Source organism: Pseudoramibacter porci (genome assembly GCF_009696145.1).
In the GTDB taxonomy this organism is placed as follows: domain Bacteria; phylum Bacillota; class Clostridia; order Eubacteriales; family Eubacteriaceae; genus Pseudoramibacter; species Pseudoramibacter porci.
In genome coordinates, this window is sequence record NZ_VUMO01000001.1 from 1 (window position 1) to 24262 (window position 24262).

The following is a 24262-nucleotide window of genomic DNA, read 5'->3' on the forward strand; positions in this document are numbered from 1 at the left end:
AAGGCATCCCGTCACTTCCAGCGAATCAAACTACCAAAATGCTTGTAGAAGAAGCAGCTGATGTGCTGAAAAGAGCCAATGAGGCTCTGATTAAAATAATAACACGAATTAAAACAATCGCCAAGAGTCTTCCTGAATATCAGGTTGTACGAGATATGGGTGGAGTCGGCGACACACTGGCACCGCGTCTGATCGCCGATATCGGCGACGTCAGACGATTTAAAAGCGCCAAAAGTCTGGTCGCCTACGCCGGAATCGACACACCGCCGTACCAGTCCGGACAGTTCATAGGAACGAGACGGCACATCTCCAAAAGAGGATCATCGGCCATACGAAAAACCGGCTACGAAGTCATGCGCTCACTCAAATCACACGCAGAGCCGAAGGATAACGCGGTTTATCAGTTCATTCTCAAAAAAGAAGCTGAGGGCAAACCGAAGAAAGTCGCCAACATAGCCGGGCTGAACAAGTTCCTAAGAATTTATTACGCCCGTGTGATGGCCGTTTACGGCTGCTGATCGCGGTTCAAACAAATATTTCTTTTCAGATCGGGTTCACGTCCGGTCTTTTTGTGATGCAGGAAATCAGCATTAAATTATTTTTATTTTACGCTTGACTTTTGTTAGCAGGTTTTTATTAGGAAGCGTCTCATTTTGAAATCGTCTTAATGGGGATTCTGCGCCAAAAGCGTTGCGCGGCCGGGCACTTTTGGGTATACTAAAGCATAAATTTCAATGACAGATTGGATCAGTTGATTGACGATAGAAAGAGAAACACAAAAATGATGCATGCAGCAAACACAGAACCAGCGGCCGCCCCAGTAGGGGTCCGCCTTTTTCGCCCTGAGGATGAACCGGCGATTCTCGATATTTTGAACCAGTCTATCGTCGAGCGCAAGGTGACGGCGCAGCTCACGCCGGCGACCATGGCGGCGCGACGCGGATGGTTCGCCATGCACAGCGCGAGACGCACGCCGCTTTTCGTCGCAGAATCAGGGGGCGACATCCTCGGCTGGATTGCCGTGACGTCTTACCGCGGCGGCCGCGAAGGCTTTTTAAAGACCTGCGAGCTCAGCTATTACCTGGACCGCCATTGCCGCCACCAGGGCATCGGCTCTCAGCTCATGGCCCACGCGCTGGAGGCGTGCCGGGATCTGGGCTACCGCCACGTTTTGCTGATCATTTTCGAACACAACCTTCCGTCCCAGGGGCTCGCACATAAATTCGGTTTTTCCCTTTGGGGACGCTTCCCGAATATCGTCGATATCGACGGCCAGATTCAGGACTGTCTGCAGATGGGGCGGGATCTGTAAAAAATGCAAAAAAGGCTTGATCTTTCGGGCCCGCGTTGCTATAATAAATTCATAAAGGCTTTCCGCCTTTTTTTATTGTGGGCGAAAAGCGTAAAACCACGAAAAATCAAGAGTCAAACCATACACGGAGGTCATCTGATGAGAACTAAAGTCACATTAGCCTGTACAGAATGCAAACAGCGCAATTACGATACGATGAAGAACAAGAAGAACAATCCGGATCGCATCGAATTAAAGAAATATTGCCCATTCTGCAAGAAACACACGTTACACAAAGAAACACGCTAATTTCGCGTAATCGAGAGCACGCAGATTATGGCGAAAAAGAAAAAGAACAGACAGGAACGCCGGGCTGAAGAAGCCCGCCGGACTGAACTGGCGCAAAAGGCAGAAGCCAAAGCTGCAGAAAAACAGGAAGCCAAGATGGAAGCCGCCCGCGCCCGCGCCATGCAGCGCGAAACCGGGCAGAAGGCAGACACCACTGCAACCACCCATGAACCGGTGAAGGCGAAGGATCCGAAATCGTTCGATTACGACGAAAAGGCCGTTGCGAAAGCTTCTAAAGAAAAACGTGCAGCCAAAAAAGCCGCTGTCAAAAAGGAAAAGAAGCAAAAGAAACCCGGCTTTTTCAGAAGAATCGGGATCTTTTTCGGCGAAGTCGGCGTAGAACTGCGCAAGGTCAACTGGCTGACTCGGGACGAGCTGGCCCGCTCTAGCGGCGTCGTTTTCGGCATTGTCGCGGTTTTCACCCTGCTGACTTGGCTGGTCGACAGCGGTTTCGGCGCACTGGCCGCATTTTTCCTGGGACGATAACCCAGAGGGAGGCAACAGATGGAATACGAAAACGCAGATCAGCCGCAGTGGTATGTTGCCCATACCTATTCGGGATACGAAAATAAAGTCAAGGACAGCATTGAAGCGACCGTCGAACACCGCAACATGCAGGATGTGATCTTTGAGGTTCAGGTGCCGGTTCAGGACGTCGTCGAACAGAAGGACGGGAAGAAAATTGTCAAGGAAAAGAAACTTTTCCCCGGCTACGTCATCGTCAAGATGTTCATGACCGACGAATCCTGGTACGTGGTGCGCAACACCCGCGGCGTCACCGGTTTTGTCGGCCCCGCGTCCAAGCCCGTGCCACTGTCTGAAGACGAATTGAGAAAGCTCGGCATCCGCCGCACTACTTATAAAGTCGATTTTGAAATCGGCGACAAGGTGAAAGTGCTGTCCGGACCATTTGAAAGCTTTGCCGGCGAAGTCACTGACATTAACGCCGAACAAGGCCGCCTGACAGCCAACCTGGAAATGTTCGGACGGGAAACGCCGACCGAATTGGAATTCGACCAGGTCGAAAAAATTAACGCATAATTTAAATTGTTTTATTCGCTCTTTAACAGGGCGTTTAAATATAACACTTAAGGGAATCCATTCTTCAACCTTACACATTTTGACCGATCTTCAGGATCGAGACTAAAGAGGAGGTGTCACTATGGCTAAAAAAGTAATCGGACTGATTAAACTTCAGATCCCGGCAGGCAAAGCGTCTCCAGCGCCGCCAGTTGGGCCGGCTTTAGGCCAGCACGGTGTCAATATTATGGGCTTCTGTAAAGAATTCAACGCGAAAACAGCGGATCAGGCAGGGATGATCATTCCTGTTGTTATCACCGTTTTCCAGGATCATTCTTTCACGTTCATTACCAAAACACCACCTGCAGCCGTTCTGCTTAAAAAAGCGGCAGGCATCGACAAAGCATCTGGCGAACCGAACAAGAACAAGGTCGCTTCTGTGACCATGGATCAGGTTCGTGAAATCGCTCAGACCAAAATGCCGGACTTAAACGCTGCTGATTTGGACGCAGCTGCCAGCATGGTTGCCGGAACTGCACGTTCAATGGGCATCACTGTCGAAGAATAACATATAGATTAATTCATTTTTAAAGATTTTTGAAGAAGAACCTTAAGTGGGAGGATTCAATCCGTTATGACCACAGGAGGAAAGATGAAAAAAGGTAAAAACTACCAGGATAAAGTGAAGACTTACGACAAGTCTGAACTCTTTGATCTGGATGCCGCTGTGGCTCAGGTCAAAAAAATGGCAACTGCCAAATTCGATGAAACCATCGAACTGCACGCACGCTTAGGCGTCGACTCCCGCCACGCTGACCAGCAGGTCCGCGGCTCTGTCGTTCTCCCGAACGGCACCGGGAACACCGTCCGCGTTTTGGTTGTCGCAAAGGGCGAAAAACTGAAAGAAGCGGAAGAAGCCGGCGCAGATTACTTCGGCGAAGACGAAATCATCGAAAAGATCCAGAAAGAAAACTGGTTCGACTTCGACGTGTTGATCGCAACACCGGATATGATGGGCAAGGTCGGCCGCTTGGGCCGTATCCTCGGGCCGAAGGGCCTTATGCCAAACCCGAAATCCGGCACGGTCACCATGGATATCGCTAAAGCCGTTCAGGACACCAAGGCTGGGAAAGTGGAATACCGTCTGGACAAGGCGAACATCATCCACGTTATCATCGGCAAGGCGTCGTTCACCGAAGAACAGCTGACTCAGAACTTAGACGTTCTGCTTGACGCATTGAAAAAGGCAAAACCGGCTGCAGCAAAAGGCCAGTACTTCAGAAGCGTCACCCTCGCTTCGACCATGGGCCCTGGCGTCAAGATTAATCCGGCAAGAATTTAACGAATCGGCTTGACATCCGAAAGGGTTTTTGATAATATACTCAAGTCTGAAATAGGCAAAACAGAATATCATTCATCCATAGACAGCAGGGACTGTGTTTAAATATCCTGCCGAGGGTGTCGCAAGCACGAATACAAGGGCTTTCTTCACCTGGGTGAAGGAAGCCTGATTTTTTGACAGCAAATGTCAGAAAGCCTTCTGCATCTGATTTTTGTAAAAATCTAAAAAAGGAGGAGAATATGCCCAATCTGGAAGCAAAAAAAGCGCTGGTCGCTGAAATTGCGGAAAAATTAAAAGCATCACAGGGTACAGTCGTCGTTGACTACCGCGGCCTTAACGTCGAAGAAGTCACCGAACTGAGAGACAAAGCCCGTGAACAGGGAATCGAATACAAGGTCTACAAGAATTCGAGCCTGCGCTTTGCCGCAAAAGAAGCGGGACAGGAAGGCCTTTTGGAATCCTTAAAAGGACCGTCCGCCATTGCGTTTTGTGAAGCGGATCCCATCGCTCCGGCTAAATTAATGTCGGATTTCGCGAAGGATCACGAAAACCTTGAAATCAAATCCGGCGTCGTCGACGGCAAAGTCGTCAGCGTCGAAGAAATCCAGGCACTCGCAAAACTCCCGAGCCGCGAAGAACTCGTCGCGATGACATTGAGAGGTCTCAATGCACCGATCACTGGCTTCGTCAACGTGCTCAACGGTACGATCAAGGGATTGGTCGTCGCATTGTCTGCGATTGCCGACAAGAAAAAAGAAGAAGCTGCATAAGCGGTTTCCGCGGAACACGAAGTATTTTAATTTAAATCAATTAGGAGAAATATCATGAGCGAAAAAGTAGAAAAGTTAATTGAAGACGTTAAAGCCTTAACCGTTCTCGAATTATCAGAATTAGTATCTGCATTAGAAGAAGAATTCGGCGTCAGCGCTGCTGCACCTGTCGCTGTTGCTGCTGCACCGGGTGCTGCTGGTGGCGAAGCTGCTGCTGAAAAGACTGAATTCGACGTCGTCCTGAAGGAAGTTGGCGATCAGAAGATCAAAGTCATCAAAGTTGTTCGCGAACTGACAGGTCTCGGCCTGAAAGAAGCAAAGGCTCTGGTTGACGGCGCACCGAAGACTGTCAAAGAAGGCGTTGCTAAAGAAGAAGCTGAAGAAATGAAATCCAAGATCGAAGAAGTCGGCGCAACCGTCGAACTCAAATAATTCGGTTTTGTATAACATCTTTAATCAAGGGACCTGCCTGCGGGCGGGTCTTTTTTTATTGTTTTTACTTGGTTCGTTCGTAAAATTACAGGATATTTCCCGGAAAATATTTTATAATAGGTAATAAACAATTTGTACAAGGAGGCCGGCAGATGGCAGACAGAGACAATCCGACGCGGGAGAGCGATCAGATCGAACCGAAACAATGGGTGAAATGGGCGCAAACGCTGCAGGCAGAGGCTCAGAGCGGCCTGGCCTATGCGACCAATCCCTTTGATATCGAGCGCTACGAAAGACTCAGAGACCTCTCGGTGGAGATCATGAATACCTACACCGATGCGGGGATGGAAAAGGTGCGCACGATGTTTGCGAATGAAACGGGATATCAGACGCCGAAAATTGACGTGCGCGGCGCGGTGGTGAAAAACGGAAAGATCCTTCTCGTTCAGGAAAAGCTCAATGCAGACCGCTGGTCATTGCCCGGGGGCTGGGCCGACGTGGGTCTCTCCCTTAAAGAAAACATCGAGAAGGAAGTGCGCGAGGAGGCCGGACTTGAGGTGAAAGCGACACGCCTCGTCGCGATTTACAACTGGCTGAAGAGTTATGTGGACGCGCCTTTTTCCATGTACAAGATGGTCATGCTCTGCGAGCCGGTGGGCGAGGGGCATTTCGTCGATAATGCCGAAACGGAAAACGTCGCCTACTTCAGCCTCGGGGAGCTGCCGCCGCTGACACGGAAAGTCAGCCGGGATTTGATCGTCCGTTGCCTCTCCGCCTCAAAGGATTGGGACCACACCCCCTACATTGAATAGGCTTGACAAGGCAAAGCCCTTTCGTTTATAATGACATCGCACTAGACGGGGAAGTAGCGGCTCCCTGTAACCTGAAATCCGCTATAGCAGGGTTGAATTCCCCAATGCGGGAACCGTGCTCGATGCCCAGTTAGCGAGTAAGTGGCGTTGAAGGCTGGACTCTGCGCAATAAGACCCTGTGAATCCTGTCAGATCCGGAAGGAAGCAGCAGTAAGCAGGCAACCTTATGTGCCGCAGAACCATCTGGCCCGAGTTAACTGCTCGATGGACGGTCGAAATCGGTTTTCAAAGCGGGGTGTGCTTTTTTTGTGCCTGCAAGCACGCGGATACAAAACGGACAAAAATGAGCAAATTATTGTCAACGTGTTTTATTCCCTCGGGCTTCCTGTTATAATTTATTTGGATTAAGCTGTGATAAACGTTATCATCATGGTTCGCCATGATGCTGTGTTCTCAAAATAAAGGGGGTAGCTATGAGCAAAATGAATACCGTCCGCGGATTTCAAGTGAAACCGCAAATTTGGTACGGTATTGGATCCTTAAAAAAACTCGCGGACTTTGATTATCAAAAAGTCTGCATCGTAACCGATAAAGACATGGTAAAGTTTGGCCTTTTGGACATGGTGACGGATATTCTCGACAAAGCCGGTGTGACCTATCACATCTTTGACGATGTCAAACCGAATCCGACGTCCGATATCGTCGAAAAAGGCGTGGCCCATATGCTGACACAGCGCCCGCAGGCGCTCATCGCTTTGGGCGGCGGCTCGTCGATCGATACCGCCAAGGGCATCATCTATTACACCAACAATTTCAAACGGATTTTCCTCGACCCGCAAGTCGTTACGAATCCGCATTTCATTGCGATTCCGACAACCGCTGGGACAGGTTCTGAAGTCACGGATTACGCCGTCATCACCGACGTGGACACCGGCACGAAGATTCCGCTGAGCGAATCGATGATGATGCCGGATACGGCGATTCTCGCCCCGACGTTGATCGAATCCGTGCCGGCCGGCGCCACTGCTGCGACAGGAATGGATGTCCTGACTCACGCCATCGAATCTTACGTCTCCACGGGAAACAACCCGTTCTCGAGATGCTACGCGTCCAAGGCGACCGAACTGGTGTTCAAGAGCCTCAAGGCCTGCTACGATGACGGCCACGATCTCGAAAGCAAGGCCAGCATGCAGATCGCCTCGACGATGGCCGGCATCGCGTTTAACAGCGCGGGCCTCGGCATGGCGCACGCCATTGCCCACACCATCGGCGCCCAGTACCACATGCCGCACGGCCTGGCCTGCGCCATCGCGCTGCCATACGTCATTTCCTACAACGGCATTGACGCCCGGGCCGAACACCTTTACGAACGGCTGCTGCACGCCATCGGCGTCCACAAGGACGAAGGGCGCACGGCTTCGGCCACCTTTGTCAGAATGATTGTCAAGCTGATGAAGTCGATGAATCTGCCGATCTGCCTCGACGAAAGCCGTTCGGATACGTCCGATTACGACGAAGTCCGCCCGACGTTAATCAAGAAGGCCATGGCCGACGCGACGCTGAAGACCAATCCGGTTCAGCCGAGCGAAGACGATATGGGCAAGATCCTCGATCTGGTCTGCCACGGCGTCTTCTAAAAACGGTTCAATTCATCCTTTTATTGGGGTTCGCCCTGATAAAAGGATTTTTTTGTGTTAAAATGGGAGTTCAAGCCCGAAGCATTTAACAGTCAATTGAGAAAGGAGGCGCAGGATGAGCCACATTGAAGAAGTGGATCGATTTTTGAAAAACGGCGGCATCGCCCGGCCTTTGGCTCTGGGAGAGCAGCAGCTGGAAGCGGCGGCCCGCACCGAGGGGCAGACCCTTTTGCTCGCTGTGCCAGGCAGCGGCAAGACGACGGTCGTCATTTGCCGCCTGGCCTACATGATCGGCGCCCTCGGGGTGGACCCGGACACCATCCTGACGCTGACCTTTTCTCGCTCGGGGGCAGCTGACCTTTCGGCGCGTTACCGGGAGCTCTGCGGGACGGGCCTGGCCCGGCCGCGGTTCTCGACGATCCACAGTTTCGCGCTGTCGGTGATCCGCACCTACGAGCAGATGTACCAAAAGAAAGCCTTCGACGTCCTCGAGGACGGGGGCCAGATCGTGCGCGAGATCTACCGGGAGCTTTACCATTCCTGGCCAACGGACAGCGACATGTCGGACATTCAGTCGGCGCTGTCGCTGATTCAAAACAAGATGCTCACCCGCGGTGAGATCGCCGAGGTCAAGGCCGGGGATTTGCCTGTCGAGAAGCTTTTCGGTGCTTACAGCCGCTACAAGCGCCGCCGTCACCTGATGGATTTCGACGACATGCTCGTCTACGCCTATCGGCTGCTCAAAAAGCACAAACGGCTCCTGGCCCATTTTCAAAACCAATACCGTAGTCTCAACATTGACGAAGCCCAGGATACCTCGACGCTGCAGTTTGCGATCATCGGTCTCTTGGCCGGGAAGGACGGCAATCTGCTCGTCGTCGGAGACGAGGACCAGAGCATTTACGGTTTTCGGGGGGCGAGCCCCAAGGCCCTCCTGCAGTTCAAGAAGCGCTACCCCAAGGGGCGGGTGCTGCTCATGGAGACGAATCGGCGCTCGACGGCCGATCTGGTGGCCGCGGCAGACCGGTTCATCCGGCTCAACAAAGAGCGTTACCCGAAACACATGGTCACCGAAAACCCCAAAGGGCTGCGCCCGGTGCGCCGGGTGGTGAGCTCGGTGGAGGCCCAATACAATTACCTCGGGACGGCGGTGCGTCAGGAGGGGAAGAACACGGCGATTCTCTACCGCAACAACGATTCGGCGATCCCGCTGATTGATCGGTTCGAGCGGGAGCATCTGCGCTACCGCCTCAAGGAGCATAGTCCGCTGTTCTTTTCCCATTTTGTTGTGCGGGACATCGCGGATTTCTTCGCCCTTGCCCAAGACCCGACGAATTACGAGGTGTTCACGCGGATTTATTACAAGATGGACTGTGCCATCTCCAAAAAGCAGATGCAGCTGGTGGGCCGCAAAGCGCCGGAGACCTCGGTGTTCGATGCTCTTTTGGCCCTGCCCGATGTGGCGGACTGGATGACCGAGAAATGGGCTGACGAGGCCGAGGGCTTCGAGCGGCTTTCGGCCATGTCCCCCGGCCCCGGCGTGCATTTCATTGTCGACGAGCTGGGCTACCGGGAGCATCTGGCCTTTCGTGTGCATAACGGCTACCGGGAGGAAACCCTGGTGCAGAAGCTCAACATTCTTCAGATTCTTGCGAGCCGAGAGGCGACCCAGACCGCGTTTTTTGCCCGCCTGGACGCGCTGAAGGCGATGATCGCCCACCACGAGGTGGATCATACCGGCGCGGTGACCTTGTCGACCATCCACTCGAGCAAGGGCCTGGAATTCGACAAGGTCTATCTCATCGACGCGGTGGAGGGGGAATTCCCGTCCCAGGCGGCTCTGGAAGATTCGGAAGAGGGGCGGACCCTTTTCAACGAGGAGGTGCGCCTGTTTTACGTCGGGGTGACCCGGGCGCGCACCGAGGTCGAGATCGTCAGTGTGCGCGGGCGGAAGGAGTCCCGGTTTGTGCCGGTGTATTTAGGCGAAAAGAAGCGGAAAAAGAAAGCAAAGCCCAATAAAAAAACGCCCATCGGGGCGGTGCGGGCGGCCATGGACCGGAAACGGGATTTGAAGCGCCTGCGGGACGGCAACGTCGAAAAGGCGAAGCGCTGGCGCCAGGGCGATCATCTGGTGCACAAAAAATTCGGGACGGGCACCATCGTGAAAATCGACGGCCCGACGGCGGCGGTGCTTTTCGCGGGCGAGCGCAGCCCCCGGCAGATCGATTTGGCCATCTGCGAAGGGCGCCATTTAATCCGGCGCGTTTAGGGAGCGGATCACGACCTGAATCATGATCAGGATGCAGCCGACGACGACGAAACAATCGGCGACGTTGAAAATCGCGAAGCCGATGAGCCTGAAATCGAAGAAATCGACGACGTAGCCGAGGCGGATCCGGTCGATCAAATTGCCGATGGCGCCGCCGATGACCAGAGCAAAAGCGGTGTTGAGGGTGAGATACCCCCGGGTTTTGGGCAGCTTCAAAAACAGCCAGATGAGCACGGCGATCAGCGCCGAGGTGAGCGCGATGAGAAAAACGGATTTGCCGGCGAAAATGCTGAAGGCGGCGCCGTTGTTTTCGATATAAGTCAGGTGGAACACCCGCGGAATGATGGGCACCGTCGTCACAGGAGCGAGAAAACGCACGGCCAGCGCCTTGACGATTTGGTCGAGGGCGACGCAGACGGCGATGACAATGGCGTAAGACAACATGGGAAGACCTCCTTGTTCGTCAGTTTTTTAGCGGTTTCAATCGCCCGGAGCGGGCGTAAATCCTTTCGGGTTTATTGAAATGCTCTGGATAAAATGATACACTAGCAACAGTCAAAAACCAATACTTTTTAGAAGGAATGCAATACAATTATGGAAAAAATATCATCAAGCCCGGTTCGCGGCACCCGCGACATTCTCCCTGAAGAAATGCGCGTGCGCGACGAGCTGGAACACACCATTGCGGGCATTTACCGTGCCCACGGCTTCTCTCGCATTGAAACGCCGGCGCTCGAAAACATCGATCTGCTCCTCGGCTCCGACGGCGGCGACAATTTAAAGATGCTCTTCACCGTGCTCAAGCGGGGCAAGAAATTTAAGCCGACGGCTGAGTCGACCCCGCACGATCTTTGCGATCAGGGGCTGCGCTACGACTTGACCCTGCCGCTGTCCCGGTTTTACGCCAACAACGCCGACCATTTGGAAGCGCCTTTCAAGGCGATCCAGATCGGCAACGTCTTCCGCGCGGAACGCCCCCAGAAGGGCCGTTTCCGCTCCTTCAAGCAATGCGACATCGACATCATCGGCGACCCCAACGTGACGGCGGAAATCGAGCTCATCAACACCACGGCGACGGCGCTGATGGCGGCGGGCTTCTCCGATTTTACGATCAAGGTCAACGACCGGCGGCTGCTCACCCAGTTCATCATCCAGGCGGGCTTCAAGGCCGAAGATGTGGGCTCGGTGTGCATCTCTTTGGACAAGGTGGACAAAATCGGCACCGACGGCATCAAGGCGGAGCTGGTGGAAAAGGGTTACGACGCCGGGATGATCGACCGTTTTGTCGACGCGGTGGCGGACGTCAATCTGGACAACGTGGGCGACAAGGTGGACGCGCCGGAAGCGGTGGCGGATCTGAAACGGGTGGTCGACACGATCACGCGATTGGCTCAGGGCCGCTACAACATCGAATTTGACTTCAATTTGATCCGCGGCATGGGTTATTACACCGGCGAGGTCTTCGAAGTGCGCTGGGGCGATGTGGGGTATTCCATTGCCGGGGGCGGCCGCTACGACAACATGATCGGCAAGTACATGAAGCAGTCGGTGCCGGCGGTGGGCTTCTCCATCGGGTTTGAACGCATCGTCGGGCTTCTCATGGAACGGGGCACCCACAAGCAAGGCGGGCGCAAGCGCGTCGCGCTGTTCCACCAGAAGAACGCCGACATGGTCGACGTGATCGAAAAGGCCGATAGCTTAAGAGCTGAAGGCTACGATGTCAATTTGATCGTCGAGAAGAAGAAGGTGGGCAAGCAGATTAATCATTGCGAGGAACAGGGCTACGCCGGGTTCATGGTTTACGGCCGGGATACGGATATCCGCTTCTTCGACGGTGAGTAAGGGATGTTTGAACTCATTGCGACGACGGCCTTCGGACTGGAGAGCGTCGTCAAGCAGGAAATTAAAGATTTAGGCTACGCGATCACGGCGGTGGAGGATGGCCGCGTCCACTTCGAAGGGGACGCGGCGGCCATCGCCCGGGCCAATCTCTGGCTGCGCTGCGCCGACCGGGTGCTGCTCACCGTGGGGGCCTTCCGCGCGGTGACTTTCGACGAGCTTTTCGAGAAGACCCGTGCCTTGCCTTGGGAAGACTATATCCCGCGGGACGGGGCTTTTCCGGCGGCGAAGATTTCGTCGGTGAAGTCTCAGCTTTTCAGTAAATCGGACGGACAGCGCATTGTTAAAAAGGCGGTGGCCGTGCGCTTGGGTGAGGCCTACGGCCTTCGCCAGCTGCCGGAGACAGGCGCCGCCTACCCGATTTTCATCAAGCTGCTCAAGGACCAGGTGACCTTGGCCATCAACACCAGCGGGGAGGGGCTTAACAAGCGGGGCTACCGCGCCCACGGCAATGGCGCGCCCCTTAAGGAGACGATGGCGGCGGCGCTGGTAAAGCTGTCCCGGTGGCGGCCGGACCGCTTCTTTTTGGATCCGCTGTGCGGCTCTGGGACCATCGTCATTGAGGCGGCCATGATCGGCCGCCGTCAGGCGCCGGGGAGAAACCGCCATTTCGACGCCGAGGCTTGGCCTCTCGTCGGGAAAAACCCTTGGGCACAGGCCCGGGAAGAGGCGGCAGACGTCCTCGCGAAGAGCCCGTCTTTTCGAGTGTTGGGCAGTGATATCGATCCGGCTGCCCTCAAACAGGCACGAACCAACGCGGCGCTGGCCGGGGTGAGCGATTATACGGCCTTTCAGCGCCTGCCGGTGCAGCAGGTGCGCACCCACCGGCGTTACGGCGTCATTGTGACCAATCCGCCCTACGGTGTGCGCTTGTCGGATCAGCCGGCGGTGGCCAAACTCACCCGGGAGATGGGCACAGTCTTTCGGGCGATGCCCGACTGGTCCTATTTCATTTTGAGCGGCTACGAAGATTTTGAGCGGGATTTCGGCCAGAAGGCGACCAAGAACCGCAAGCTCTACAACAGTATGATTAAAACGTATTTCTACCAGTATTACGGCCCATTGCCGCCGAGAAAGGGACGCCTTCAGGCGATGGCCGGAGAAAGGGAAACAAGCCATGAAACATGACAAGGGCAGCCGCCCGCGCAAAAACCACAGAGGCAGCGCCTGGAGTGAGGCGCCGGCGGAAAACGACGGCTTTGTGATCGTCGGGAAAAACCCCGTGCGTGAGGCCCTCCGGGAGGGGCGGCAGATCGACCGCCTGGACGTGATGAAGGACAACCGCGACCACGTCCTCGGGGATATCGTCGCCCAGGCGAAGAAGCGGGGCATTGTGGTACGCTCGGTGGAAAAGCAGAAGCTCAACCAGATCGCCAGGGATGCGGGCTTTGAAAACACCAATCACCAGGGGATCGCCGCGATGATGGCGCCCTTTGATTACGTGAGCCTCGACGCGGTGCTCAGGCCTGAGGAAGACCAGCTCATCGTGATCCTCGACCACATTCTCGATCCCCACAATTTCGGGGCCATCGTGCGCTCGGCGAATTTGTGCGGGGCGTCGGCGGTGATCTTCCCAGACAGACGCTCGGCGTCGGTGACGGCGGTGTCCATGAAGGCGTCGGCCGGGGCGATGAACGCCACGGCGATGGTGAAGGTGGCCAACCTCACCCAGGCCATTGAGACCCTCAAGGACGCGGGCTTCTGGATCGCGGCGGCGGACATGGACGGTCAGCCATACGACAAGCTGGATTGGCGGGGGAAGATGGCCCTGGTGGTCGGCAGCGAAGGCGCCGGGGTCAGCCCCAATGTGAAGAAGCACTGCGACTTCATCGCCTCGATCCCCAATTACGGGACAGTGGATTCCTTTAACGCCTCGGTGGCGGCCGGGGTGCTGCTCTGCGAAGCGGCCCGTCAGCGCCATGGCGGTCAGTAAGCCGACCCTCATCGTCGACGGCTACAACGTGATCCATGCCCGGGCTGATGGGGCGAACCGCCCGGTGGGTGACTTGGAGAGCGAGCGGGATTGGCTCATCGCTGCGGTGGCGGATTACAGCGGCTACCGCGGGGTCTCGGCGGTGGTGGTTTTCGACGCGTACAACCGCAAGGATCTCGAGAACCGGGAGACCACGGTCAGCGGGGTGCAGGTGGTGTTCACGAAGTTTGGCGAGACGGCGGATACTTACATCGAGGCGCTGGTCTACGCGATCATGGGCAGCCACCCCGAAGCGCGGCGGAGCCGCCGCAACCGCCGGGTTGAGGTGGTCTCGTCGGACAGTGCGGTGCAGCAGCTCGTCCTCGGGGGCGGCGCGACGCGGATGTCCGCCCGGGAGTGGCTGATCGATGTCAAACGGGTGAAAAGGCGCTCAGCCCACCTGAAGCAGGAGAAGGTGCCGGTGCAGCACAACCGCCTGTCGGAGACGGTGAACGCCGACGTGCACGCGACGCTCGACGCGATGCGCAAGTCGGACGTGGCGGTGAATCAGAAAAAATGACGCCATGGGACAAGGCCTTTAAATTTGCTTAAAGGCCTTATTTTTGTGTTCGTTTGATCCTGCGGGGATGTGAACAAAACGTTTTCTCGGGTCAAATATGAAATTATGTAAAAATACGAATTTCTTGCACATTGGCGTGGACAAGGGAAAAACAGCGGTGTATAATACAAATAAAAGTTGTCAGGGTTTACTGAACTGAAATAATGTAACAATGTAAAAACCCAAAATTGTGAGATTAAAGGAGATTTTTATGGAAGATCTGAAAGCCATTGCTAAAGAAATCCGTCGCGATATCGTCAAAAGCATTGGAAAAGCGGCTTCTGGCCATCCGGGCGGCTCGCTGTCGGCTGTGGAAATGCTGACCCTTTTGTATTTTGAAAAGATGAATGTGGATCCGAAGAACCCGACCAAGGCTGACCGGGACCGCTTCGTTCTCTCTAAGGGCCACGCGGCACCGGCTCTTTACGCGACACTGGCGAACCGCGGCTTTTTCCCGAAGGAAGAGCTGGACCACCTGCGTCAGGTCGGTGCGAACCTTCAGGGGCATCCGTCGATGCACACCCCGGGCGTCGATATGGCGACTGGCTCTCTCGGCCAGGGATTTTCCACGGCGGTGGGCATGGCCCTCGGCGCAAAGCATCAGGGCGCCTCATGGCACACCTACGCGATCCTCGGTGACGGCGAAATCGAAGAAGGCATCATCTGGGAAGCGGCGATGGCGGCTTCCAATTACGGTCTGTCCAATTTGACGGCCTTCGTCGACAACAACAACCTGCAGATCGACGGTCAGGTTTCCGACGTCATGAACCCGTACCCCATCGATGAAAAATTTGCGGCTTTCGGCTGGAACGTCATCAACGTCGCGGACGGGAACGATATTGACCAGCTCAGAGCGGCCCTCGATCAGGCCGAAGCCTGCACGGACAAGCCGTCAGTGCTCGTCTGCAAGACAGTGAAGGGCAAGGGCGTTTCCTTCATGGAAAATGAAGTCGGCTGGCACGGCAAGGGACCGAATCCGGAACAGGTCGAACAGGCCCTGAAGGATTTGGCGTAATCGGGTTCCAACGAGGAGAGTAGAACATGGAAAAAATCGCTACAAGAGAAGCATACGGCAAATACCTTGTCGAATTGGGCAAGAAGAATCCGAAAATCGTCGTGTTCGACGGGGATTTATCCGGCGCGACGAAGACCTCGTATTTTAGAGACGCTTTCCCGGATCGTCATTTTAACGCCGGGATCGCTGAAGCGGATTTGATGGGCATGGCCGCCGGGATTTCGACGACGGGCCTGATCCCCTTCGCGTCGACCTTCGCCATTTTCGGAGCGGGACGCGCCTTTGAAATCATCCGCAACAGCATTTGCTACCCGAATCTGAACGTGAATATCTGCTGCACCCACGCGGGGCTTTCCGTTGGGGAAGACGGCGGCTCTCACCAGTCGGTGGAAGATATCGCCCTGATGCGCGTGCTGCCGAATATGCACGTTTTCGTCCCGGCTGACGCGGTGGAAACCCGCCGGATGCTCGACGCGGCGCTGACCATTGACGGGCCGGTTTACATCCGCCTGTGCCGTCTGGCGACCAACGTCGTCCTGCCGGAAGATTACGAATTTGTTCCGGGCAAGGCTGTGGAACTGAAGTCCGGCGCGGACGTGACGATCATGGCGGTCGGCCTGATGGTCGAACGGGCCTTGGAAGCGGCGGAAGCCCTCAAGGCGGAAGGCATTAACGCCCGCGTGCTCAATATGGGCTCCATCAAACCCATCGACCGCGACGCCATCGAAGCGGCGGCGAAGGAAACCGGCGCCATCGTCACGGCGGAAGAACACTCGGTCATCGGCGGGCTCGCCGGTGCGGTTTGCGAAGTCCTCGCGGAAACGACGCCGTGCCCGGTGGAAAAGGTCGGCATCAACGACGTCTTCGGCCAGTCTGGCAAGGCGCCGGAAGTCCTCGAAGCTTACGGCCTGACGGCGGATCACATCGTCAAAGCCGCCAAGGACGCCATCGCCCGCAAATAATCCGTTAAACCCCCGGCAGCCGCCTGAGAACGGGCGGCCGCCTGTTTATTTAAAATTAAGAGGAGTGACATTATGAAATTTTTTCTCGATACTGCGAATGTAGATGATATCCGCCGCGCCAACGACATGGGCGTGATTCAAGGGGTCACGACCAACCCGTCGCTGATCGCCAAGGAAGGGCGCGATTTTAACGAAGTCATCAAGGAAATCACCTCGATTGTCGACGGACCGATTTCCGGCGAAGTCAAGGCGACGACTACCGACGCCGAAGGCATGATCAAAGAAGGGCGCGAAATCGCCAAAATCCACCCGAATATGGTTGTCAAGATCCCGATGACCGAAGAAGGGCTGAAGGCGACGAAAGTCCTGTCCAGCGAAGGCATCAAGTGCAACGTGACCTTGATTTTCTCACCGGCGCAGGCGATCCTCGCGGCGCTGGCCGGTGCAGCTTACGTTTCCCCGTTCCTGGGCCGTCTCGACGACATCGCAACGCCTGGGATCGAATTGGTCCAGACCATTGCGGAAGTGTTCGAAGTTCAGGGCATCGAAACGGAAATCATCGCGGCGTCCATCCGCAACCCGATCCACGTGGTCGACTGTGCGGCAGCCGGCGCGGATATCTGCACGATCCCTATGAAGGTCGTCGAACAGATGACCCATCATCCGCTGACCGATATCGGCATTAAGAATTTCCAGCGGGATTACATCGCGGTATTCGGCGACAAGTAAGGCAAAAACAGCCTGGATCTCCAAAAGAAAACAGGGCCGGCGCACGCCGGCTCATTTTTTTTAAAATTGTCCTTGACTTTGAGGATGATTTTCGGTAAACTATAGAAGTTCTCAAGTGAGGGGAAATGCCCGAGTGGCTAAAGGGGGCGGACTGTAAATCCGTTGACTTAGTCTACGATGGTTCGAATCCATCTTTCCCCACCATTGCTATTGTAGCTCAGTAGGTAGAGCACCACCTCGGTAAGGTGGGGGTCACCGGTTCAAATCCGGTCAATAGCTCCAGTGAAAATAACGCCCGGATGGCTTAAATCCGGGCTTTTTTATTGATTTTTTCAAGGCTGAAATTCAGGTCTCTAAAAATAGAAAAACCGGAGATTTCATGCTTTTTTTGTACTTTCATTCGTATATTTTTCGTAAATTGTCGTACTAAATCGTAGGGAAAATGATGCGCGATTTGAGATCATCCACGGTATCATGAACATAAATTTTCCGTGTCAGCTCCAGGCTGCTGTGGCCCATCACTTTCGCGATGGCCTCGAGCGGGGTATGGAATCGGTACAGCATGGTGCCGTAGGTGTGGCGAAGCTCGTGAAGACTCAAGACGGGATAACCTGTTTCGTTTGAAAAATCTGTGATGAATCGATGATAGTCACGCCGCGCGTAATTTTTCGGATCGGTGTGATCGCTCTGGCCGTGACCGACGACACACGGCGATTTCCTTTCAGTGGCAGCTAGAAAATCGGCGGTTTCAGTGTCAATGGGGATTTGTCTGACAGCGTTTCGCGTTTTGCCTTGTGTGATAATCATGCTGCCATCTTTAAACGTGACGGCGCGCCGAACGTTTATGATCTTATTTGGCAGGTCAATATCGCTCCAGCGAAGTGCACAGAGTTCACCGCGGCGAAGACCGGACTTGAGAATGATAAATGGTCCGAGTCCGTCTGGATGCATTTTGGCGAAGGCGATGCATTTAAAGTACGCCTCCTCGTCGTAGGCCTGCTTTTGTTTTGGCGGCTTGCCATATTTTCGGATGTCGATAAAAGGCGTTTTGACGATGAGATCGTTTTGAATGGCGTAATCAAAGGTATTTTTTAGAATGTAATAGAGCTTGTCGATGGCCCATTTATTCCGCCCTCTGTTGGCGACAAAGAATTTCTGAATATCGGCCTGTTTTACCTTGGCGATCGGCTGATCCTCAAAATAGCGCGTGATAATCTTTAAGCTGTATTCATAAGTCTGAGTATAGGTTAGATCAGAGACAACGGGGCGCTTGCAGTTTTCCATCCAATGCTCACAGACGGCGGCGAGCGTCTCATTTGATTCGGCGATCAGCTCTTGATTGAGCATGAAAGCCTTGTATTTTTCGTCGATTTGTTCTTCAGCGCGGCGGCCGCGGCCGTAAAAGCTGTGATAGATTTTTTTCCCGGTCATCGGATCCACGCCGATGACTTTTTTGCGCTCGATCAGGCCGGTTTCTTTTTCACGTTTGGTTTTTGTGCGTCTCATGGTATCATCCTTTCTGCTTCAGTTCGGGCAGATTTTGCCCGAGGTTGAAATACTTTGGATCAGATGATACAATGAATATGCTAGTTTGTTGGATCATCTGATCTGACCGATTATTATTTTCCACCCGTCTCTGTGTTGGCGCGCAGAGGCGGATTTATTTTTCTTAAATCAATTGATTTTTCATGGAAAATTGTTATAATATATGTAAAGTTAACTTGTGAAGGAACAACACTGGGTCCCAGAATGGGGTAAGCGATGTTATCGCCGAGCAATTCCTATGTGCCTGGGGTTAACTTTTTTTCTTTGATTTTTTTAGACTTGCAACGAATTTGTCAGGATTCTTTTTTATTTCTTCTACAATGAAATCTACGAATTGTTGAGAATATGTATAACTTTTTAATTTTCCAATAACGTGTTTATACGCGAATTTTTTATTAGATTTAACATCATAGAAATCCATAATTAAATTAAGAATATATGAATTAAATCCTTTTTCATAATCGATTCGAATGTTTTCACGTTTTAATCGATTAGAAACAATTGAGATTACAGTATTATACGAGAGCTTGTGAGTATTTGAAGGGTCTTTCAGATCTTTGACGATAGTGACTTTGTTGTCGGATTGATTTGCAATGGATACGGTAAAGTCTGCATCTTTGCGTTTTTTTGTTATATATAGATTTTGTTTAAAATTGATTGAGAATTTGTCAGAATGGTATTCTTTTTCTAAAGCCTCAAGATCATTCGTTTGTTGGATGAATTTTTCTGCAATTTCTGGAGGATATTTTGCTTTTACCTCTTGATTTGTCAACGGGTCAATATTAACGGAAAGTGTTAAAAAGTTTGGAGCAATATAATCTGAAATATCGATATGATGAAACCGGAGCATTTCATTGGCATAGTTAAGTACACATGCTTGAAAAAGCGGGACATACTTAAGTTCATAGTCTTCAGTGATGTAATGTGTACTGATATTTCGCAGTTCGATTATTTTTTCGAGATTTTGCCGAACGCGGGTCGCTTTGTCTGAATATATTCTGCGAATGGTTTCTTCTAAACTAATTGTCCGATCGGGTTTATCTTTGTAATAAATTGATATGTCTCTTTTGATCAGCTCGGCTTTTAGCATTAGTTCCCATGCGTTTACAATAAAGAAGCTAAATCCCTCTACACGGTATTTTATAGTCGGCTTATTATAAACTTCAAGACCGAGAATAAAGGCTTCGACGCTTTTCTCAGTCAGTCTCTTGATTTCTTCAGTTTTCATTTAGTCACCTTTTTTCTTGTTTCTCCTTGCGTAAATTTACTCATTTTTACTCACGCGCCCACGCGAGGCGCGACTATAACGTTTTGTTGACCTCAACAAAATGTTCGAGGTTATGCCCGTTTCCTTTCATCCGAATTTACATCTAGATAATCCATCAGAGCACTTTGAAAGACTTTTGAGAAATTGACGCCTTCTTCATCAGCTTTGGACGCGAGCCAAGCGGGAAGTGAAAGCGTCTTTTTAACGTAACGTGTTTTCATTTTGTCGCGGATCGTAGGCATGAAAACTTCGATCAAAACCGGAACTTCATTTTTTTCGAGATGAATTTTATCGATCGGTGTCGGGTCGGGAATAGGTTCATCGTCCTGCTCCATTCCCCATAGATGCAGCCCCATCGCTTCTTTCGCGTTTTTCATGGCTTCTTCTGTCGTCTGTGCGCAGGGCAGACACCCGGGAAGATCAGGAAACGAAATCGAAATGCCGTCGTCGTCATAGTGGAAAACGGCGATATATTCATATCTTTTTTTCATATTTTTCTCCCTGTATAGATGATTGCTCAGGGCTTACTTGAATTTCAGCCCTGATTGTTTTTCAATGCTTTTTAATGTGGCCATCGGAATGTCTTTGACGGGATGGGTAAGGGTTACTCTTCCTTTTTTCGTCGGATGCTTGAATTGGTGATGATCGCCGATACATCCCACTTCATACCAACCGTCTTTTTTCAGTATTTTGAGCACTTCTCTTGATGAGTAACTTTTCATTTTTCCCCCTTTCATGACATTATTATAATACATAATTTATTACGTGTCAACATTGAAAGTAAATAATTTATTATGTATTAAAGATTTTGCAGCAGTTATATTTCTTGGTTCTCCTTGCGTGAATTTACTCAAGAATTACACATTTACTCAAGATTTACTCAAGTTAATTGAGTTTTCCCGAGTTAATTGAGTTTTCCCGCGCTGCATTTCCGCAGCTGTTGCATTTTCCCACCACCTCACGGCGTCCTGATCTGCTGGACGACGGGCCCGAGGATCTGGATCGGCGCGTCGCTGGGGCCGTTCTAGTCAATTTTATGATAAACGCCGACGAGCAGACCGACGACGTAAAGATCGACATAATCCACAATGATCGGTTTATATTCTTTATTACAGGGTTGTAAGATGACGGTTTTGCCGTCGCGGTACAGCTGCTTAAGAGTCGCCGAATCTTCTGCACCAAAAACGACGGCGTATATCTCGCCGTCGATCAGCTCAAAGTCTTTCTGTAAAAATGCAATGTCGCCGTCATATATGCCAGCGTCTATCATAGAATCGCCGTGTACTATTAAACAGTAATCGGCTTTAACAGATTGGTCAATGAAAAACATGCCCTTGAAATTTTCCTCGCCATATACGCCGTCGCCCGCACATATCTCGCCCAAGATCGGAATGGGAATTGCACCAGGGGTGATGATATTAGAGGGGATGCAGCGTTTGTGCTCATAACCCATCAACCAAGCAGGACTTACATTTAAAGCTTGTGCTAACCGATCAATTTTATCTTGTTTAGGTTCATATTTTCCGGTTAAATAGTCAGAAATAGAAGATGCCCTTATACCGGATTTTCTCGATAATTCCGCTGCTGTCATATTATTTTTTTCCATTAACATTTTTAACCGGCTTATTAATTTTTCCTTCATAATAATTATTTCTCCTAATGATGATGGCTTTATTATATACGGAAAAACGGACATAATCAACGAAATATTTAAAAATCATACAGAAAACCGTTGACAAAGCAAAGGCAAAGCGGTAATATAATTTTAGAAATACGGAAAACCGTAAAGAAAGGGATGATAAAATATTGAAATACGATTATTCATACTTAAGAGGGTTTATTAAACAACATTTTGGCAGGAACCAAGATTACGCTGATTACCTTGGAATTAGCGCAACATCACTATATGATCGGTTATCTAATCGAACGCCATTTAGTCAAGATGAAATTGATAAAACCGCACAATTCGATGATTTGTCTGGAGATGACTTAATGCGTCTTTTTTTTACCAAGGAAAATACGGAAAACCGTACAACACTTGCAAAATAAAAGCTTAAGAAAATGTACAGATTGAGACGTTCTTGAAGAAGTGAGGAGGAAACGTAATCAAAATAGCAATCATTATACTATCAATCACTACGATCATATCCGTGTTGCGCTGGCTTAACTGGAAGGTCGCAACAGCCGCACTGTTCTACTATATGGAACAGAAAAAATACACGTCCCCGGATAATGAAGAAATGAAGACGTGTATGGCTTGGGTTATGCGGATGATGATTAAAGACTTATTTCATTGCCAATGAATTAATCGCTTGAATCAACGCCGGAATTGAATTAATTACGGCTTCAGGCAATTTTGACTTAATCTTGGCCCATACTGTTTTGTCGCGAATTTTATTTATAAATTGGTGGCCTTCACTTGTCAAATCCATTATTCGACTAATACCTGGGACGCTCATATTAATGTACGTGTAAATTTGGCATTCAATAAGATTAGCTTCCGAAAGCTTTAAGCAGGTATAAGTCAATTCATCTTCGGAATATTGAGGATAAGCGTTCAACAAATCCGGTATTTCGAGAGTTTGACCAAATGAAAGACCTTCAATGCATAGCAGAATATCGCGAACGCAATCGTTATTAAGTTTCATATAAGTACCTCCCTTCTATAAGATTTCACCCATTTTGATGATATCAACATTATAGCATTGTGGGGGCGCATAAAAATAGGCCGACAAAAGGACGGCCTGTAAAAATTAATGATTATGAGGAGGAAGGATGACATTCGAGATATTTAAATGGATTTACTGTACGGCGTGCTTAATCATCAGCTTTATCGCCTTGATCCACAGCTATCAGTAATGAAAGCCGAGATGGTTTTTATCCCGATCAGCAGCTTCTTGATAAGACGTTCCAAGAATCGGTCGTGTTTTCTTGGCTAACTCAGCCCATCCGGTAACATTACAGACTCGGAATTCGGAACGGAAGGATTTGAAATTATCCTGGCAATACGGATTACGTCTTGCAAATGGGGGCTTTTTCATCGCGACGCAAAAAGAAACAGCAATGTGCTGAGTGTCTTCGCCGGCACGGACGAATAAATCCCATTGCGTGACTGCATTCGCTTTAAGAACGCCACTTATTCCCTCCGGCATGTGATGAACAGAAGGAAGCAGCGGATTTGTCTGATTTTCGCGATAGAAAATCATATCGCGAAAGCGGGGAGGCATGCTTCTTCTGGTAACCAAGGGAAGCAGCTCATGAGTATCGGCATCTATTACGACGAGGTCGAAATAGCCAATATCAACAGGGGATGTGTTAACAATATCAATACTGAAGTTAATGCCATAGCCGACAGCAGATTCAGGAATAAAATGACCGCTGGTGTCATTGCAGTAAACGGCACTATCGAGATAATAATCGATCTGATCGTTGAAGAATACTCGATAACGCTTGCTCGTACGCCAAAAAGACAAGATGGAAAATATCAACGCAATTGTTGAAAGGATGACAGGAAAATACTGGGTAATGAAAATCTTCACAATAAAGACCTCCTGGGTTTTTATCCATTATAGCAGACTAGAAAGGAGAGCGAATGAACGAATTCACAGATATTGTATACGACAATTTGATCGCCGGTAAGGCGTGGGAACGATGCGAAAAATACATTGAGGATTACAATGATCTGTCGCTGCTATTTGATGAACTTTATGAATCTTTTATCACAGCAGCCAACACTATCGATAGTGATATCGCACCGATGGCGGTCGAAATGATCGATGAAATTTTCGATCAGATCGACACTGAAGAGGTTTTAACGAGCGCGATTGATAAGTACCGGATATTACATCCAAAACAACAGTAAGGAAGGAGAACGGCATGAAAGTTACGATTGATCTTCCAGACAGCATCGCCAGGCGGATCGATGAACTCACATCGCTTGTGGAAGCCAATGACAAGCGCAATTACATTCGGACAGAGGACGCCGCACGGTTCTGCGGAATGGATGCGGAATCGTACAGAAACGCGGCACTTCGGGGCGCGGTTCCATTCGCGATTGCTTACCGAAAAACGGCAGGCGCAAACGCCTGCGTTCGGACGGCGATCTTGCCCTTCTATTTATCCATGATGAATATCAACGGGCAGGACATTATCAATGCGATGGGGGTCGCAAAATGAAACGAAAAGTTTTGCGCTTTATGGATTTTACAGCCATTATGACGCTGTTAATCGGCGCTTCGGCTGCAGACTGGTCGCCGATCGGAATCGTTGCGGCCATGATCCTGATCCCGTGTGGGTACATCTGGGTTAGGCAATGGGCAGAAAGGAGCATGAATGAAAGAAATTAGCATGAAAAAAGCCGCGGCCGTAAGGCCCGCGGCAAGAACGTTTAGCA

31 protein-coding genes, 2 tRNA genes, 1 other RNA gene and 1 other annotated feature are annotated in these 24262 nt (G+C 51.2%); of the genes, 26 read left to right on the plus strand and 8 right to left on the minus strand.

What is annotated here, in order from left to right:
- The 13 genes from FYJ52_RS00005 to FYJ52_RS00065 form a co-directional block, all read left to right on the plus strand.
- Window positions 1–518: transposase (locus tag FYJ52_RS00005; protein ID WP_154575218.1), on the plus strand; the 518-nt coding region annotated here is incomplete at its 5' end.
- Window positions 519–781: 263 nt separating this feature from the next.
- Window positions 782–1312: a GNAT family N-acetyltransferase gene (locus tag FYJ52_RS00010; protein ID WP_235901438.1), complete on the plus strand. Its 531-nt coding sequence runs from the start codon at window positions 782–784 to the stop codon at window positions 1310–1312.
- Window positions 1313–1450: 138 nt separating this feature from the next.
- A complete protein-coding gene (gene rpmG, locus FYJ52_RS00015) occupies window positions 1451–1600 on the plus strand; it encodes a 50S ribosomal protein L33 (protein WP_154575219.1) in 150 nt (49 codons plus the stop codon).
- Between the two features lie 27 nt (window positions 1601–1627).
- Complete coding sequence (gene secE, locus FYJ52_RS00020; RefSeq protein ID WP_235901439.1) at window positions 1628–2125, plus strand: preprotein translocase subunit SecE; 498 nt, start codon at window positions 1628–1630, stop codon at window positions 2123–2125.
- Window positions 2126–2143: 18 nt separating this feature from the next.
- Window positions 2144–2680 (plus strand): transcription termination/antitermination protein NusG, encoded by a 537-nt coding sequence (gene nusG, locus FYJ52_RS00025; RefSeq protein WP_154575220.1) that lies wholly within the window; start codon window positions 2144–2146, stop codon window positions 2678–2680.
- 121 nt (window positions 2681–2801) lie between these two features.
- Entirely contained in the window at window positions 2802–3227 is a 426-nt protein-coding gene (gene rplK / locus FYJ52_RS00030) for a 50S ribosomal protein L11 (RefSeq protein WP_154575221.1), read from the plus strand.
- An 84-nt stretch (window positions 3228–3311) separates the two neighbouring features.
- On the plus strand, window positions 3312–4001 hold the full coding sequence (gene rplA / locus FYJ52_RS00035; protein WP_154575222.1) for a 50S ribosomal protein L1: 690 nt from the start codon (window positions 3312–3314) through the stop codon (window positions 3999–4001).
- Between the two features lie 58 nt (window positions 4002–4059).
- Window positions 4060–4182, plus strand: a sequence feature (ribosomal protein L10 leader region).
- A 58-nt stretch (window positions 4183–4240) separates the two neighbouring features.
- Window positions 4241–4771 carry a 50S ribosomal protein L10 gene (rplJ, locus tag FYJ52_RS00040; protein ID WP_154575223.1) on the plus strand — a complete coding sequence of 177 codons (531 nt, stop codon included), beginning with the start codon at window positions 4241–4243 and terminating at the stop codon, window positions 4769–4771.
- Window positions 4772–4822: 51 nt separating this feature from the next.
- Window positions 4823–5203 (plus strand): 50S ribosomal protein L7/L12, encoded by a 381-nt coding sequence (gene rplL, locus FYJ52_RS00045; RefSeq protein ID WP_456238972.1) that lies wholly within the window; start codon window positions 4823–4825, stop codon window positions 5201–5203.
- A 152-nt stretch (window positions 5204–5355) separates the two neighbouring features.
- Window positions 5356–6015 (plus strand): NUDIX hydrolase, encoded by a 660-nt coding sequence (locus FYJ52_RS00050; protein ID WP_154575225.1) that lies wholly within the window; start codon window positions 5356–5358, stop codon window positions 6013–6015.
- A gap of 36 nt (window positions 6016–6051) precedes the next feature.
- Window positions 6052–6318, plus strand: an RNA gene (gene ffs, locus FYJ52_RS00055) — signal recognition particle sRNA large type.
- Between the two features lie 170 nt (window positions 6319–6488).
- Window positions 6489–7652, plus strand: a complete 1164-nt coding sequence (locus tag FYJ52_RS00060; RefSeq protein ID WP_154575226.1) for a 1-propanol dehydrogenase PduQ — start codon at window positions 6489–6491, stop codon at window positions 7650–7652.
- A gap of 115 nt (window positions 7653–7767) precedes the next feature.
- The gene (locus FYJ52_RS00065; RefSeq protein ID WP_154575227.1) at window positions 7768–9921 is read left to right on the plus strand and encodes an ATP-dependent helicase; all 2154 of its coding nucleotides are present in this window, start codon (window positions 7768–7770) and stop codon (window positions 9919–9921) included.
- Here the strand turns inward: FYJ52_RS00065 and lspA are convergent.
- A complete protein-coding gene (lspA, locus tag FYJ52_RS00070; protein WP_154575228.1) occupies window positions 9904–10365 on the minus strand; it encodes a signal peptidase II in 462 nt (153 codons plus the stop codon). The genes FYJ52_RS00065 and lspA overlap by 18 nt on opposite strands.
- 150 nt (window positions 10366–10515) lie before the next feature.
- Here lspA and hisS point away from each other — a divergent pair, with 150 nt between their 5' ends.
- From hisS to FYJ52_RS00115, 9 genes are all read left to right on the plus strand, one after another.
- Window positions 10516–11763 carry a histidine--tRNA ligase gene (hisS, locus tag FYJ52_RS00075; protein ID WP_154575229.1) on the plus strand — a complete coding sequence of 416 codons (1248 nt, stop codon included), beginning with the start codon at window positions 10516–10518 and terminating at the stop codon, window positions 11761–11763.
- Window positions 11764–11766: 3 nt separating this feature from the next.
- Complete coding sequence (locus tag FYJ52_RS00080) at window positions 11767–12948, plus strand: THUMP domain-containing class I SAM-dependent RNA methyltransferase (RefSeq protein WP_154575230.1); 1182 nt, start codon at window positions 11767–11769, stop codon at window positions 12946–12948.
- A complete protein-coding gene (gene rlmB / locus FYJ52_RS00085; protein WP_154575231.1) occupies window positions 12938–13753 on the plus strand; it encodes a 23S rRNA (guanosine(2251)-2'-O)-methyltransferase RlmB in 816 nt (271 codons plus the stop codon). Before FYJ52_RS00080 ends, rlmB begins: the two co-directional genes overlap by 11 nt.
- Complete coding sequence (locus FYJ52_RS00090) at window positions 13740–14312, plus strand: NYN domain-containing protein (RefSeq protein ID WP_154575232.1); 573 nt, start codon at window positions 13740–13742, stop codon at window positions 14310–14312. The genes rlmB and FYJ52_RS00090 overlap by 14 nt, the downstream gene beginning before the upstream one ends.
- A 250-nt stretch (window positions 14313–14562) precedes the next feature.
- On the plus strand, window positions 14563–15366 hold the full coding sequence (locus FYJ52_RS00095) for a transketolase (RefSeq protein WP_154575233.1): 804 nt from the start codon (window positions 14563–14565) through the stop codon (window positions 15364–15366).
- Window positions 15367–15392: 26 nt separating this feature from the next.
- A complete protein-coding gene (locus tag FYJ52_RS00100) occupies window positions 15393–16328 on the plus strand; it encodes a transketolase family protein (RefSeq protein ID WP_154575234.1) in 936 nt (311 codons plus the stop codon).
- A 72-nt stretch (window positions 16329–16400) separates the two neighbouring features.
- Window positions 16401–17057, plus strand: coding sequence for a fructose-6-phosphate aldolase (fsa, locus tag FYJ52_RS00105; protein WP_154575235.1), 657 nt, complete (start codon window positions 16401–16403; stop codon window positions 17055–17057).
- A gap of 119 nt (window positions 17058–17176) precedes the next feature.
- Window positions 17177–17261: transfer RNA gene (locus FYJ52_RS00110), tRNA-Tyr, on the plus strand.
- A 2-nt stretch (window positions 17262–17263) separates the two neighbouring features.
- Window positions 17264–17339, plus strand: a tRNA-Thr gene (locus tag FYJ52_RS00115).
- 144 nt (window positions 17340–17483) lie between these two features.
- On the opposite strand, the gene FYJ52_RS00120 is transcribed toward FYJ52_RS00115, so the two are convergent.
- The 5 genes from FYJ52_RS00120 to FYJ52_RS00140 form a co-directional block, all read right to left on the minus strand.
- A complete protein-coding gene (locus tag FYJ52_RS00120; protein WP_154575236.1) occupies window positions 17484–18563 on the minus strand; it encodes a tyrosine-type recombinase/integrase in 1080 nt (359 codons plus the stop codon).
- Window positions 18564–18852: 289 nt separating this feature from the next.
- On the minus strand, window positions 18853–19830 hold the full coding sequence (locus FYJ52_RS00125) for a DUF3644 domain-containing protein (protein ID WP_154575237.1): 978 nt from the start codon (window positions 19828–19830) through the stop codon (window positions 18853–18855).
- Between the two features lie 110 nt (window positions 19831–19940).
- Entirely contained in the window at window positions 19941–20360 is a 420-nt protein-coding gene (locus tag FYJ52_RS00130; RefSeq protein ID WP_154575238.1) for a type II toxin-antitoxin system HicB family antitoxin, read from the minus strand.
- A gap of 33 nt (window positions 20361–20393) precedes the next feature.
- On the minus strand, window positions 20394–20591 hold the full coding sequence (locus FYJ52_RS00135) for a type II toxin-antitoxin system HicA family toxin (protein WP_154575239.1): 198 nt from the start codon (window positions 20589–20591) through the stop codon (window positions 20394–20396).
- Between the two features lie 302 nt (window positions 20592–20893).
- On the minus strand, window positions 20894–21511 hold the full coding sequence (locus tag FYJ52_RS00140; protein WP_205960703.1) for a LexA family protein: 618 nt from the start codon (window positions 21509–21511) through the stop codon (window positions 20894–20896).
- Between the two features lie 164 nt (window positions 21512–21675).
- On the opposite strand from FYJ52_RS00140, the gene FYJ52_RS00145 reads away from it, so the two are divergent.
- Complete coding sequence (locus tag FYJ52_RS00145) at window positions 21676–21918, plus strand: DUF739 family protein (protein ID WP_154575241.1); 243 nt, start codon at window positions 21676–21678, stop codon at window positions 21916–21918.
- A gap of 236 nt (window positions 21919–22154) precedes the next feature.
- Here FYJ52_RS00145 and FYJ52_RS00150 read toward each other — a convergent pair whose 3' ends face one another.
- Together FYJ52_RS00150 and FYJ52_RS00155 are read right to left on the minus strand one after the other, a co-directional pair.
- A complete protein-coding gene (locus FYJ52_RS00150; RefSeq protein WP_154575242.1) occupies window positions 22155–22517 on the minus strand; it encodes a DUF2513 domain-containing protein in 363 nt (120 codons plus the stop codon).
- Between the two features lie 204 nt (window positions 22518–22721).
- Window positions 22722–23408, minus strand: a complete 687-nt coding sequence (locus tag FYJ52_RS00155; protein ID WP_154575243.1) for a hypothetical protein — start codon at window positions 23406–23408, stop codon at window positions 22722–22724.
- Window positions 23409–23461: 53 nt separating this feature from the next.
- Here FYJ52_RS00155 and FYJ52_RS00160 point away from each other — a divergent pair, with 53 nt between their 5' ends.
- Genes FYJ52_RS00160 through FYJ52_RS00170 form a run of 3 tightly spaced genes read left to right on the plus strand, consistent with a single transcriptional unit; the run spans window position 23462 to window position 24215 of the window.
- Complete coding sequence (locus FYJ52_RS00160) at window positions 23462–23731, plus strand: hypothetical protein (protein ID WP_154575244.1); 270 nt, start codon at window positions 23462–23464, stop codon at window positions 23729–23731.
- Between the two features lie 14 nt (window positions 23732–23745).
- Window positions 23746–24045, plus strand: coding sequence for a hypothetical protein (locus tag FYJ52_RS00165; RefSeq protein ID WP_154575245.1), 300 nt, complete (start codon window positions 23746–23748; stop codon window positions 24043–24045).
- The gene (locus tag FYJ52_RS00170) at window positions 24042–24215 is read left to right on the plus strand and encodes a hypothetical protein (RefSeq protein WP_154575246.1); all 174 of its coding nucleotides are present in this window, start codon (window positions 24042–24044) and stop codon (window positions 24213–24215) included. Before FYJ52_RS00165 ends, FYJ52_RS00170 begins: the two co-directional genes overlap by 4 nt.
- The last annotated feature ends 47 nt before the right edge of the window (window positions 24216–24262 follow it).

Bases quoted from the DNA above. Each gene is read 5' to 3' on its own strand.
- FYJ52_RS00010 (WP_235901438.1), top strand. From the start codon at position 782: ATGATGCATGCAGCAAACACAGAACCAGCGGCCGCCCCAGTAGGGGTC.
- rpmG (WP_154575219.1), top strand. From the start codon at position 1,451: ATGAGAACTAAAGTCACATTAGCCTGTACAGAATGCAAACAGCGCAAT.
- secE (WP_235901439.1), top strand. From the start codon at position 1,628: ATGGCGAAAAAGAAAAAGAACAGACAGGAACGCCGGGCTGAAGAAGCC.
- nusG (WP_154575220.1), top strand. From the start codon at position 2,144: ATGGAATACGAAAACGCAGATCAGCCGCAGTGGTATGTTGCCCATACC.
- rplK (WP_154575221.1), top strand. From the start codon at position 2,802: ATGGCTAAAAAAGTAATCGGACTGATTAAACTTCAGATCCCGGCAGGC.
- rplA (WP_154575222.1), top strand. From the start codon at position 3,312: ATGAAAAAAGGTAAAAACTACCAGGATAAAGTGAAGACTTACGACAAG.
- rplJ (WP_154575223.1), top strand. From the start codon at position 4,241: ATGCCCAATCTGGAAGCAAAAAAAGCGCTGGTCGCTGAAATTGCGGAA.
- FYJ52_RS00050 (WP_154575225.1), top strand. From the start codon at position 5,356: ATGGCAGACAGAGACAATCCGACGCGGGAGAGCGATCAGATCGAACCG.
- FYJ52_RS00060 (WP_154575226.1), top strand. From the start codon at position 6,489: ATGAGCAAAATGAATACCGTCCGCGGATTTCAAGTGAAACCGCAAATT.
- FYJ52_RS00065 (WP_154575227.1), top strand. From the start codon at position 7,768: ATGAGCCACATTGAAGAAGTGGATCGATTTTTGAAAAACGGCGGCATC.
- lspA (WP_154575228.1), bottom strand. From the start codon at position 10,365: ATGTTGTCTTACGCCATTGTCATCGCCGTCTGCGTCGCCCTCGACCAA.
- hisS (WP_154575229.1), top strand. From the start codon at position 10,516: ATGGAAAAAATATCATCAAGCCCGGTTCGCGGCACCCGCGACATTCTC.
- FYJ52_RS00080 (WP_154575230.1), top strand. From the start codon at position 11,767: ATGTTTGAACTCATTGCGACGACGGCCTTCGGACTGGAGAGCGTCGTC.
- rlmB (WP_154575231.1), top strand. From the start codon at position 12,938: ATGAAACATGACAAGGGCAGCCGCCCGCGCAAAAACCACAGAGGCAGC.
- FYJ52_RS00090 (WP_154575232.1), top strand. From the start codon at position 13,740: ATGGCGGTCAGTAAGCCGACCCTCATCGTCGACGGCTACAACGTGATC.
- FYJ52_RS00095 (WP_154575233.1), top strand. From the start codon at position 14,563: ATGGAAGATCTGAAAGCCATTGCTAAAGAAATCCGTCGCGATATCGTC.
- FYJ52_RS00100 (WP_154575234.1), top strand. From the start codon at position 15,393: ATGGAAAAAATCGCTACAAGAGAAGCATACGGCAAATACCTTGTCGAA.
- fsa (WP_154575235.1), top strand. From the start codon at position 16,401: ATGAAATTTTTTCTCGATACTGCGAATGTAGATGATATCCGCCGCGCC.
- FYJ52_RS00120 (WP_154575236.1), bottom strand. From the start codon at position 18,563: ATGAGACGCACAAAAACCAAACGTGAAAAAGAAACCGGCCTGATCGAG.
- FYJ52_RS00125 (WP_154575237.1), bottom strand. From the start codon at position 19,830: ATGAAAACTGAAGAAATCAAGAGACTGACTGAGAAAAGCGTCGAAGCC.
- FYJ52_RS00130 (WP_154575238.1), bottom strand. From the start codon at position 20,360: ATGAAAAAAAGATATGAATATATCGCCGTTTTCCACTATGACGACGAC.
- FYJ52_RS00135 (WP_154575239.1), bottom strand. From the start codon at position 20,591: ATGAAAAGTTACTCATCAAGAGAAGTGCTCAAAATACTGAAAAAAGAC.
- FYJ52_RS00140 (WP_205960703.1), bottom strand. From the start codon at position 21,511: ATGAAGGAAAAATTAATAAGCCGGTTAAAAATGTTAATGGAAAAAAAT.
- FYJ52_RS00150 (WP_154575242.1), bottom strand. From the start codon at position 22,517: ATGAAACTTAATAACGATTGCGTTCGCGATATTCTGCTATGCATTGAA.
- FYJ52_RS00160 (WP_154575244.1), top strand. From the start codon at position 23,462: ATGAACGAATTCACAGATATTGTATACGACAATTTGATCGCCGGTAAG.
- FYJ52_RS00165 (WP_154575245.1), top strand. From the start codon at position 23,746: ATGAAAGTTACGATTGATCTTCCAGACAGCATCGCCAGGCGGATCGAT.
- FYJ52_RS00170 (WP_154575246.1), top strand. From the start codon at position 24,042: ATGAAACGAAAAGTTTTGCGCTTTATGGATTTTACAGCCATTATGACG.